Source organism: Dehalococcoidia bacterium (assembly GCA_041653995.1).
In the GTDB taxonomy this organism is placed as follows: domain Bacteria; phylum Chloroflexota; class Dehalococcoidia; order GIF9; family UBA5629; genus CAIMUM01.
Map to the genome: position 1 here is coordinate 708,943 of JBAZEK010000001.1, position 12,324 is coordinate 721,266.

4 protein-coding genes are annotated in these 12,324 nt (G+C 59.5%); 1 reads left to right on the forward strand and 3 read right to left on the reverse strand.

From position 1 onward, the window contains the following. Positions 1–45: 45 nt before the first annotated feature. Complete coding sequence (locus WC359_03515; GenBank protein MFA5399484.1) at positions 46–2,445, reverse strand: penicillin acylase family protein; 2,400 nt, start codon at positions 2,443–2,445, stop codon at positions 46–48. Positions 2,446–2,491: 46 nt separating this feature from the next. Next, complete coding sequence (locus WC359_03520; GenBank protein MFA5399485.1) at positions 2,492–5,101, reverse strand: PQQ-binding-like beta-propeller repeat protein; 2,610 nt, start codon at positions 5,099–5,101, stop codon at positions 2,492–2,494. A 161-nt stretch (positions 5,102–5,262) separates the two neighbouring features. On the opposite strand from WC359_03520, the gene WC359_03525 reads away from it, so the two are divergent. Continuing rightward, entirely contained in the window at positions 5,263–11,814 is a 6,552-nt protein-coding gene (locus tag WC359_03525) for a CARDB domain-containing protein (GenBank protein ID MFA5399486.1), read from the forward strand. Positions 11,815–11,837: 23 nt separating this feature from the next. On the opposite strand, the gene WC359_03530 is transcribed toward WC359_03525, so the two are convergent. Then, positions 11,838–12,269: a DUF3096 domain-containing protein gene (locus tag WC359_03530; GenBank protein ID MFA5399487.1), complete on the reverse strand. Its 432-nt coding sequence runs from the start codon at positions 12,267–12,269 to the stop codon at positions 11,838–11,840. Positions 12,270–12,324: the final 55 nt, after the last annotated feature.

Here is a 12,324-nt window from a genome sequence, read left to right on the forward strand (position 1 = left end):
GCAGATATTCAAGCGAGCTGCTGTTTTCGGCGGATTTTCCCCCCATTAAGGCTGCAACGTCAGGACCTGCGTCAGATCCCCTGCAGAAAGGAAATGCGTCGGCACCTGCTGCCCGTCGGCCCACATCTGCGCCAGGTCGTTGTAATAGGGACTCATGTAAAGACCGGACTGCCCGGGCGGACTCATAATGGTGGATTTCTCGAGATCGGACATATCCACCACCAGCCTGATAACCCCACCGGCATCCATGGCATACGGGTTCTTGCTGTCCCACATGCCCGCGTTGATGGTGAAACCGTCACCGGCGGTGGGAATCGGGCTCAGGTTATAGAAACCGAGTTTGCTGCCCAGCGGATGCTTGAATGTCATCTGGTGTACCTTTCCCCACTGCCATTTCGCAGGGTCCGGTCCCAGCCTGGCCGTCAGCTCGGCATTAGCATCGTTCATGCTTTTTCTGATGATATCGTCACGCATCTCTTTTATATCAGCGGTTGTCACGTCATCGTAGAAAATATCATCCGTTGCCCCTGCTATCCTGGTCAACAACCTGTCGGGGATATATACCTGAAGGTCCTGGGCCAGCTCCGCCATCAGTTTGGCGCCGACCTTGTTTTCCAGCGTATTCTGCGCCATATGGCTGTAGAAAGAGTTAAAAAGCGTGGCCGCCGGGCTATCGACGTCGGAGGAATAGTTCCAGCTCCTGAAGAGATCCAGCGCCGGCTTCAAATCGTTCGAGCCGCTGCAGGCCGACAGGATGAGCGGCACCCAGGTCTGCGCCTCGATCGAGACGTTGTCCAGTTGCATTTTCCTGATCTCGTCGAAGGTGAACTTCTCTTTGCTCCCGACTATCTGGTCGAAGCGCAGGGCGCGCTCGATCATCCAGTAATCGGTGATGTGGTAGTCGACTTTATATGGAACGTTGTTAAAGGAGGCCACGTAACCCTGTGCGGGGTTGAAATCGTACGGCAGCTTCTCGAAGGGAACGTAGCCGGTCCAATCATATTTACCCTCTTCACCCGGCACGGGCAGGGTGCCGTCGCCGGCTTTGCGTACGGGCGGCGACATTATGAACTGGTAACCTATATTCCCATAGATGTCTGCGTATCCCAGGTTGAGCGTGGGCGTGCGCACCACGCTCAGCGCCCGGCGAAACTCGTCGAAATCCCTGGCCTTATCCAGCGCGATAAAACCTTCCATGATACCCAGGCGCGGCTGTAGTCCCACCCACATCATGGCGCAGTTGGCCGGCGCCCGCGGCATCACATCGGATATGATAGGGCCGTGCCTGGAGATACGGACCCGCAGCTTCTCCTCCCTGAAACCGTCCTTGCCCTTTACCCTGATGGTCTCTTCCACGATCTGGAAGTTCTTATAGCCGTCCTCGGTCAGGTACTGATCGGCGTCGGCGGGATTGATCTTCTCGATGAAGAAGTCCATCTCATCTCCCCTGCCGTTGGTTGTGCTCCAGGCGAAATAGCGGTTCAGTCCCAGAACGGTAACGGTGGGCGTACCGGGTATGGCGCCGCCCATCACGTCATAGTCGCCGCCTTTAAGGTGTACCAGGTAGAAAAGCGCCGGTATGGTGGGAGCCAGGTCCGGGCTGCCGGTGAAGACCGCTTTGCCGGAGTCGGTACGTTTGCCGGAGAAGATCATCCAGTTGCTGGCGGGGACATCCAGCGGTATAAGGCTCTCGCTATGTCCGCTGCCTGCGGCAACGCTTTCACCCCATGCTGATGGACGATCGGCATCAGACGTGGCAGGTTGAGCCGGCTCAACTGTGCCGGATACGGTTGGCGCATCGGCGGGCACCCTGGGAATAATCGAATCGAGCAGTTCGCCGCCGGCATACTCTCCAACCTGGTTGAGGATGAGCTCGGTGTCCTTGCTGCGGTTGAGGCTGTAGGCCATGAGTATACCGCAGACCATGGTGTCTTGGGACTTCCATACCAGGGGCTTGAAACCGAGGATCGTATACTCGCTGGGGAGATATTTGACGCCGTTGATATAAGCGTTTACACCCCGTGTATAATCGTCAACCACCTTCCTGGCAGAGGGATCCATGCCGGCGTACTCCGCCTCGGCGGCGCGGTAAAAACCCACCGTCCTGAAGAACTTATCGGTATTGAGCATCATATCGCCCAGCACGGTAGAAAGCTCACCCCTGCCCGCCAGGCGCGTCATATCCATCTGGAACATGCGCTCGCGGGCTGTGATATAACCCTGTGCGAAAAAGAGGTCCGTCTCATTCTGCGCAAAGATATGCGGTATACCGTGCTCATCGGTGCGCACCTCGACCGGCGCCGAAAGTCCGTCCAGTTTCTCGGTGCCGCTATAGGAAGGTTGTGGAAGCCTGAACACCACCTGTATGGCCGTCACAATGACTATGGCTAAAACAAGTACGATGCTCAGCGTTATGACCAGTGCCCTGCCTTTCTTCGACTTCATATACCCACCTCCGTTATTAATAGCCTCCGCAAAAACGTTATCCGCTTTACCTTGTATCAACAGTCTTCTGCGCCGCCGGGAAAACGTCCAGCATAACGTAGATCTGCACTTCCGCCGGCAATTTCGTCCCGGCCGGTATGGACAGCGTCACGGACTTGAGGTTCCCATCCGTATCGGTTATGGCTGAAGTGTTAGCCAGGTAATCCATGTAGACGGCCTCGTTGCTCTGCGTGTCCACCAGCAGCAGCGCGGCGCGGTGCTCCGAAACCGGGTATAAGGCGCCGGGCTCCAGCGAGAACTCCGCCGTCGCCTGCGCGGGTTCTTTTCCGTCCGAAGGCTTGAAACTTATATCCGTCACATGTATCCCCTGCGGGGCATGGTTGGCGGCGCCGTCGAAGGGCCGCGTCACGTAAGTGCCCGAGACCAGCAGCTTCTGGTACCAGTTATTGGCCAGCCCGGCAATGACCATGTACGGCCCGAAGGTCGGTATGCCCAGCGTGTCGGTGTCCGCGAAGGCCGCAGCGTATTCGGACCTCCCGTCCGCTGCCAGGCGTCCCCTCAGCTCGAACAGGTTGAAGGGAATCATGATGCCTGTGATGGCCATGGGGAAGTTGCGGTTCTGCAGTATGAAATCGGGGCCCCGGTAGCGGCCGTTGAGCGGTATGGCGAAATCGCCGGAGGGATCGGCCGCCAGCTGTCCTCTGTCGTCATGCCTGGCGCCGATAGCCCAGAGTATGAATTTTCCCTCACCTTTAGCATCAGGGTATGAAACGGCGACCGGCCCGATCAGCCAGTCGATATAGTCGAAGCCGATCTGGTTGAGGCTGGGCAGCATGGTAGGTATGGGCGCCGCCAGTCGCGTCCATTCCAGACCAGTCACCTTATCGGCGGAGACGCTGAGGGGCAATCCGCCCTCAGCCGCGGCAGCCCTGAAATTGAACTGCCCCTGGAAGTTGCCTGCCTCGGACCCGCCCAGGGTCATGTTACCCACCCTCCAGCCGTTCGTATAGTATTTCCCTCGTATGTTCAGTTTATAGTCTGCTCCCGGCGCAAGAAAATCCCGCGGCCGGATATAGATATAGCGCCCGTCGGCCGAGTGGTCCACGTCCAGGGCGACCTCCGGCTCGATCTCGGCCACCAGGGCGTCCTGCGGGCAGCCCACCGGGCTGTCGCACAATCGCGCATTCACCGTTTCACCGCCTTCGCGCACGACCAGGCGCAATGCGATCATGGCGGAGGGCGGCAATGTATCAGGGAATTCTCTGAGCGTGTTGCCGCCAGGCGTGACATAGTAGAGCGCGCACACGTCGTCCGGGAAGGGCTGCGCGGAGGCGCAGCGGGCGTCGTTGGCCCGCAGACAGTAGTCGTAGGGAACGTACCAGACCTGCCCATGCTCTCCGCCGATATAGACGCCCGTATTTCCCAAAGCGGGAGAGCCGTTGAGGTCGTTGCGGTCGCGCAGCTCGTCCGCCGTCGAATTGGTATCGAAGGCCCAGCGCAGGCTGCCGTCCGAATTAAGCGCGTAAAGCTTTCCGTTGCCGCAGCCGAAGTAGATGATACGCCCGTCGCCCGAGGGCGCCAGGCCCACCACAGGCGATGAGCGAATAACGTCGCCCGTGTCGTATTTCCAGATCAGCGAGCCGTCCGGCCTCAACGCGTACAGCGTGCCGTCCGCCGATCCGAAGTAGATGGCGGTGGTGGTGCCTGCCGCGTCGCGGTCCAGCGCGGCCGAGGAGTAAATATGGTCGCTCGCGCCGAACTTCCATTTAACATCACCCTTCTTCGGGTCGAGGGCATACAGGTTGCTGTCGAAGCCGCCCATATACACCGTGCCGTCCGAGCCGACCGCGGCCGAGGCCGCGATGAATCCCAGCGTGCGGGTGCGCCAGAGCTCTTTGCCCTCCGGACTGACGCCCCGGATGTAGGTGTCGAGCGAGCCCCAGAAGATGGTACCGTCATTGGCGAAGGCGGCCTGGGACCAGTTATTGCTGGCGGTCTCGTAGGTCCACTTGAGCGTTCCGTCGGGATTGACGGCGTAGTAGTTGAAATTGGTATTGCCGGCGTAGAGGGTGCCGTCCGGACCGACGGCCACGTTGCCCTCGAACCAGCGGTTGTAGCTGACTCCGGGCCTCAGCTCGGCCTCGAAGGTCCATATCTTGCGCTGCTCCATGGGGACGTCGTCGATGCGGAAACGGTACATATTTCCGTCGCCGGAGATAAAGGTGATGGCGGAATAGCCTGCGGTGGGATTGAAAGCACTGAGGGCGCCGGCGGAATCGATGATCTCGCCCGTCTCGTACTTCCATTTGAGAGTACCGTCGGGATTGAGCGCATAGAAATAGTGGTCGGCTGATCCGACGTAGATCGTGCCTTTATCGTCGATGACGGGCGTTGAGAAGATGCCCTTGCCCGTCTGGAACATCCACGGCTCTTCCCCTTCCACGTACGCAGCCCGTATGTCGCTGAAACCCGTATTGCGCGTATCGTGGCGGAAGGTGGGCCAGGGCGAGCCGGCCAGGGTGGCGCCCGCATTTTGCGCAATTACGGGAGTTGCGTCCGATTGAGAAGGAGCGGGCGGCTGGCAGGCGGCTATCAGAGGGGAGAGCAAGATCAATACCGAGACAATAATCCACAACAACCTGTATACATTCATCATAGCGACTTAGTCTAAACCAGGCGGACATGACAGTCAATGGCACAGCCACATACAATCTTCATAGTTGCATAAATACATATTTAAACGGTATATTATGCGTTAAACGCAGTCAGGCCTGCCCTGAACTGCATCGGATTACCCCCCGGGAATTGTACTTGAGAGTGCTTAAACGAACCCTTCCTGTCGCAAGTGTCCTGGCGGTGCTTCTGTCTCTGCTCACGCCGGCGGCGCCCGTGTCGGCTGATTCCAGCCATACATGGGATAGCAGGGGCGATTTCGATGCGGGGATTCTGACCAACGTCGATACTTCGTCCAGCCCCGGCGACGTTTTGCTGGCAACTTATATTAATACGGGCAGCGGTGCATTCGACGCAGGCGATATCACTGATACGTTTAAAACCGACTGGCGCAAGGGAGCGGTCACCCGGCGAAGCAACGCCGGAGGCAACATTGTTTATGTCGATACCCCCGATGGACGGTTTTACGTCGGAGACGAGGTCCTCATCATACAGATGACGGGCACCGGCGCCGGGAACTGGGAAACGCAAATCGTCCAGTCTGTGAATCCGGGACTGCTTGAGCTGACGGAAAACCTTGCAAACACCTATTACGCGGATGGAAACAGCAAGTCCCAGGTTATCATGGTACCCCAATTCCGCGAAATGAACGTTTTAAATGGAGGTGTTGTAACCTGTGATCCCTGGAACGGATCTACGGGAGGTATCGTATTTTTCAGGTCGAACAGCACTGTCACGGTGGAGCCTGGCGGGCGTATCGACGTCTCGGGGATAGGATTTGTCGGCGGCTCGGGCGGAGGCGGAGGCGACGGGGGAAAAGGAGGCGATTCCGGTTCAGGTGCGCATGTCTATAAAGATGGTCAGGGTGGAGATGTTTCAGGAACGGGCGGCGCAGGCGGAAAAGCTGTTTGCTGCTGCGGGAAAGGCGGCAACGGCGCCCTGGAGGGCTACCGGGGCGACGCAGGCGGCCATGGATCGACGGGACAGGGCGTCGGTGGAGGCGCTTCAGACCGCGGCGGCGCCAACGCAAGCAGCAACGACCTCTCCCTGTTGCAGCTCGGAGGAGGTGGGGGAGGAGGCAGCGGGGGCAAGGGAGGATACGGCGGCGGCGGCGGCGGCGGCGGCGGCGGTGGTGATATCGGAAACGGAGAAGACGGCACTGCCGGGGCCAAAGGCGGACTAGGCGGAGCCGGAGGCAGTGGCGGTCAGGCTGCGGGGGCAGTTGTCATTTTTGCCAGGGCCATTGTGGTGAAGGGAAATATCACGGCCAGCGGAGGAGCAGGCCACCCGGGTGATGAGGGAAGTACCGGACATAACAGTCACCATTGGATAGACCAAAGCCAGGGAGGCCAGGGGAGTTTTGTCTGTTCCGGCAGCGCAGGCGGAGGAGGAGGGGGATCTCAGGGAGGATACGGTGGGAATGGGGGTGGCGGCGGTTCGGGAGGGACTATCTGGCTTGCCGCCGATAATCTGACTCTGGGTAACTCACTCGTTATAGCAGCAGGAGGCAATGGTAAAGAAGGCGCCCGTGGAGGCGAGCCGGGAGATGGACAGGAAGGAAATATCGGCGGTTCTATGGAGGCGCTATGGTGTGCCGGCAATGACAGCAATGATGGGCCCAGAGGCCCCCGCGGCTCAACCGGTAACAGCGGCGGCGACGGCGGCCCGGGCATAATCCGCCTGGATTACAGCAATCTGACGGGAACTACGGACCCGTCTCCGAGCTATACATCGGGCCTGTATTACACCGGCGGGACCATCGCCTCGGATGTCTGGGACACGGGATGGCACGCGGACGTATGGAGGAAGCTGAGCTGGCAGGAGACACTGCACGACAATACCGATATCAGCTTCCAGGTCAGGGCCGGCGACACTCCATTTAATAAAAACGACGCGGCGCCGGCCTGGATTTCAGTCGGCAGCAGCAGCCCGGTTACCTCGGGCCTGCCGAATGGACAATATTTACAGTGGCGGGCAACCCTGACTTCCGACCGTGATTTTACGCCGGTGCTGCACAGCGTATCCGTGGAGTACGGGGACGCACCCATCGTTGCCACTCTGCCGGTCACCAATTTAACTTCGACAACAGCTACATTGCGCGGCGACCTGACCTTCCTGGGTGCACACGGCGCCGTCGCCGGCGTCAATTTCCAGATGTCGGATACTCCAGGGGGACCTTACTACGATGTTTGCGCCGCACAATACCTGTCGGCGCCGGGCAATTTCCATATGGACATGCCCGGATTCTCACCCGGCACGACCTATTACTACAGGTCAAAGGCTGTCAGCGATTACGACGGCACAAGCTACGGCAACGAGGTGAGTTTCCGTACATCTACCGTACCGCCAACGGTCACAACCAGTGCCGCAGGCTCCGTAACTACATCTTCAGCCGTCCTGCACGGCGCACTGATATCCCTGGGATCGGCTGCTGCAGTAAACGCATACTTCCAATGGGGGACCACGCAGGGTGGTCCCTATCCCAATACCACTACAATGCAGGCTATGACTACCAACGGTCCCTTCAATTATCGGCTGTCAGGATTGTCGCCGGACACCACCTATTATTTCAGGGCGGGCGCGGATGGAGGCAGAGACGGCACGGCATACGGCGCTGAGATGAGCTTTACCACGGCCAAAATCCCTCCGTCGGTAACTACAGGGAACGCCACCTCCATAACCGCCGGCTCGGCCACGCTTAACGGCGGCCTGTCCAGGATGGGAACCGCCGCCACGGTGTACGTATCGTTTCAATGGGGCACAACGCCCGGCGGCCCCTATCCCAATTCAACAACACCCCGGGCCAAGACCGCCCCCGACTCGTTCTCCGCCGGTCTGACCGGTTTATCCGGCAAAACTACTTATTATTTCAGGGCTGTAGCGGATGGCGGGGTACACGACGTCAGCTACGGCGCAGAAAGGAGTTTCACAACCTCGATAATTCAGCCTTCGGTGGATACCCTGGGTGCAACTGCGATAACCTCCAGTTCGGCTGTATTGCACGGCAATCTGACATCCCTGGGCACCGCAAGCATGGTTGATGTCACGTTCTGCTACGGTTTGCACCCGGGTGAATTCAGCCATCTTCCCTGGCAAACCCTGAGCGCCCCCGCGGATTTCCAGGCTACTCTCGACGGCCTGGCGCCCGACACCACCTATTACTTCCGGGCTACTGCGGAGGGCGATGGAAACAGTGTTGACGGCGCCGAGCTGACTTTCCGTACTTCCAAAGCCCCGCCTTCGGTGTCCACCAACGAGGCAACCGGCGTGACCGACTTCACTGCAACACTTAACGGCACGCTTCATTCCCTGGGCTCCGCTCCAACCGTGAACGTCTCCTTCCAGTACGGCACGACCTCCGGCATGTACAGCAACGAGACTCCCGTTCAGGCTCTGAGCGCCCCGTCCGACTTCGACAGTGACCATGACCTGGCCGGGCTATCTCCCGGCACCACTTACTACTACCGCGCCAGGGCCAACGGCGGAGTACACGGCATAGCCTACGGGACTGAGCATGTCTTTACCACGGGGCGCACTCCACCCTCGGTCACCACCGGCTCAGCCAGTCACCTGACCACTAACTCCGCCACCTTGAACGGCAACCTGACTGTCATTGGCACGGCTGCCACGGTTAACGTATCCTTCCAGTACGGCACCACGCAGGGCGGCCCTTACCCCGATTCGACTACACCCCAGCCGAAGACAGCGACAGGGGCCTTCCTCTCCAACCTGACCGGCCTCACCCCCTATACCGTGTATTACTACCGGGCCAGGGGAGACGGCGGTGCGTCCGGTACCGCCTACGGTGATGAAGCCTCGTTTCGTACCGGTATGTTCCCGCCTTACGTCGAGACACTGCCGGCTACCGGCACAACCGGCATAACCTCCACATTGAACGGCAACCTGCGCAACCTGGGCTCGGCCAATACGGTCAACGTTTACTTCGAATACGGCGCTACGCGGGGAGGGCCTTATCCCGATTCAACAACACCCCGGGCCAGGTCCACGACCGGCGCCTTTGCCGCCGACCTCGATGGGCTGATCCCCGGCGTCACCTATTACTACGTGGCGAAGGGAGACGGCGGCTCATACGGGGTCGGTACCGGCGCCGAGATGTCTTTCACCACCTCCAAGCAGCCGCCGTCGGTGACCACCGATGCTGCCGGAGGCATCAGCGCAGATTCCGCTACCCTGAACGGCAATCTGACCGACCTGGGCAGCGCGCCCACGGATAATTTATCGTTCCAGTGGGGAACGTGGCAGGGCGGGCCTTATCTTTATTCAACTCCGCAGCAAGCCACGGCGGCGACGGGACCCTTCCAGGCCGGGCTCACAGGCCTGCACGGCGATACCACCTATTACTACAGGGCCAGGGCGGATGGAGGCATCTACGGTGCGGCCTACGGGGCTGAGCAGAGCTTCACCACCTTGAAGGTTCCGCCGTCGGCAGAGACCGACAACGCCACCGCCGTGGGAGCTATCTCCGCCAGGCTGAACGGCTTTCTGGACTCCCTGGGCACCGCTCCATCGGTGGAGACATGGTTTGAGTACGGCACCATGCCGGGCTTATATACCGGCAGCACGGCCCATGAGTGGATGGACTCGCGCGGATTCCTGCAGGCCGCAGTTACCAGTCTGACGCCTCTCACCACCTACTATTACATAGCGGTGGCCGATGGTGGAGCGCACGGCGCGGCTCACGGCGATGAGTGCAGCTTCACCACCAGCGCGACGCCGCCATCAGTATCCACCGGCGCCGCCACATCGGTCGGCGACGATTCCGCCACACTCAACGGCTATCTGCATTCCCTGGGCACTGCCGGCGCTGTAAACGTCTCTTTCCAGTACGGCACCACTTCGGGCAGGTACGGCAACGAGACGCCTTTGCAGTTGATGAATGATCCGGGCGTCTTCAATGCCAATCTGGTGGGTTTGCATTCCCACACCACCTACTATTACCGGGCTAAAGCGGACGGAGGCGATCATGGCGCCAGCTACGGGGCAGAGAACACATTCACCACCAGTGCCGATCCACCGTCGGTGATTACCGACGCCGCCACGCACATGACCACCGACACAGCCCGTTTAAACGGCGATCTGACCATCCTGGGCACTGCCACTACCGTAAACACGTCGTTCATATACGGCACGACCCCTGGCGGCCCTTATCCCGATTCCACAACACCGCAGGCCATGGCCTCCACAGATAAGTTCTATAACTACGTGACCGGATTGTCCCCCTTCACAACTTACTATTACAAGGCCAGGGCGGACGGCGGCGTCTACGGTACGAGTTATGGCGCTGAGGACCACTTCACCACCAACCGCCTGCCTCCCGTGATGAACACCGGCGGCGCCATCGACATCATGACCAATGCGGCAGTTCTTACCGGAAACCTCTATCTGATGGGCAGCGCATCCACCGTGGACGCATCATTCCAGTACGGAACCACGCAGGGCGGACCCTATCCGTTCTCCACAACGCCGCAGGCTATGACCTACCCCGATGCCTATCAGACACAGATCACCGCGCTGACTCCCGACACCACCTACTATTACCGCGCCAAAGGAGACGGCGGGGAGCACGGCACCGGATACGGAGACGAGCAGGCTTTCACCACCAGCCACCATCCACCCATTGTAGCTACTGGAAATGCCACCGGCATAACCACCGATTCCGCCATGCTGAGCGGCGATCTATTAAATCGGGGCAGCGCCCGGACAGTGTACGTGAGGTTCGAGTACGGCACCACGCAGGGCGGACCCTACGTCAACGCTACCGCTCCGCAGGCGATGTCGGCCGCCGGGGATTTCGATGCCGGTATAACCGGTTTAAGCCCGCTGACCGTTTACTATTACCGGTCCAGGGCCGACGGCGGCATTTACGGGACCGGCTTCGGGGCTGAGAAAAGCTTCATCACACCCAGTGAGCCACCCACTGTGACCACGGAGGGCGCCTCCTCGGTCACCACAAGCTCGGCGATACTCAACGGCGACCTGACCTCCCCGGGCAGGGCCGACACGGTAGACGTGTCGTTCCTGTGGGGCGCGACATCGGGAGGACCTTACACCAATACAACGGCGCCACAGGAGATGACAAGCGCCGGGGCTTTCAGCGCCGGCCTGAGCGGCCTTTCCCACGGTGTGACCTATTACTTCATGGCAAAGGCCGACGGCGGAATATACGGCACAGCTTACGGCGTGGAGAGGAGCTTCACCACCGCAACTTTACCCCCGCCGGCTCCCGGGTCTCCGCCACCTCCGGGCTCATCGGGCGGAATGACATCGTCCATACCACCGATTCTTCCGGTCTCACTGCCCAACGTCGTGGTGCAGAGCGCCACACTATCGGCGGGCAGGGTTGCGCCGGGCGATCCCGTCGAGATAACCGCTACCGTGGCCAACAGGGGCACGGTCAACGGCAACGCCGTCATAAAGCTCTATATCAACGGTCAGGAGGCTGCCGTCCGCTGCGTAACGCTGGAGAGCGGCAAGAGCAGGGTAATAATCTTCACCACGGTGCGAAACGAGCCGGGGACCTATACTGTGTACGTCAACGGCGTGCAGGCGGGCTGCTTCGTGGTGAAAGAGTATATCGATCCGGACATCGTACTCTTCATCAGCATGGCGCTGATCTTATGCTCACTGGTGCTGGCGCTGATGTATATATGGAGGAGGCGTCAGCAGGGATACTGACGCCCCCAACCGGATGTCGTTATTTAGAACCAGTGGTAATACTGCACCAGTATGAGTATGCCCTGGATGATGAAGATGACCGCCACCAGCGCATTGAGCACACCGGGATTTACCAGAACTATGATACCGAAGAGCAGTGTGAGCGCGCCGACGATGAGCGGGAACAGCGCCCAACCCGATGCCAGGATCTGCCCTATTCCCAGTATGATCAGGTATACCCCCACCACATAGTTCAGTATGCGCGGTATGATCAGGATAACGATACCGGCGATGATGGCCAGTATTCCCCACAGCCAGACGCCCGCGATGCACCATCCGATGCCGCTCAGTATCAACGCAGCGGCGATCAGATAATTGACGATGCGGGGGATGATCAGGATTACGATGCCGATCAGCAGCAGGATGATCCCTAACGCGGGACCGCCGGCAGGTAAGCCGAATGTCAGCCAGGGCATGTAGCACCTCCTACCTCTTTTTTTATTTTATATATATTAAAACAGAAAATACGGT

Bases quoted from the DNA above. Each gene is read 5' to 3' on its own strand.
- WC359_03515 (MFA5399484.1), bottom strand. From the start codon at position 2,445: ATGAAGTCGAAGAAAGGCAGGGCACTGGTCATAACGCTGAGCATCGTA.
- WC359_03520 (MFA5399485.1), bottom strand. From the start codon at position 5,101: ATGATGAATGTATACAGGTTGTTGTGGATTATTGTCTCGGTATTGATC.
- WC359_03530 (MFA5399487.1), bottom strand. From the start codon at position 12,269: ATGCCCTGGCTGACATTCGGCTTACCTGCCGGCGGTCCCGCGTTAGGG.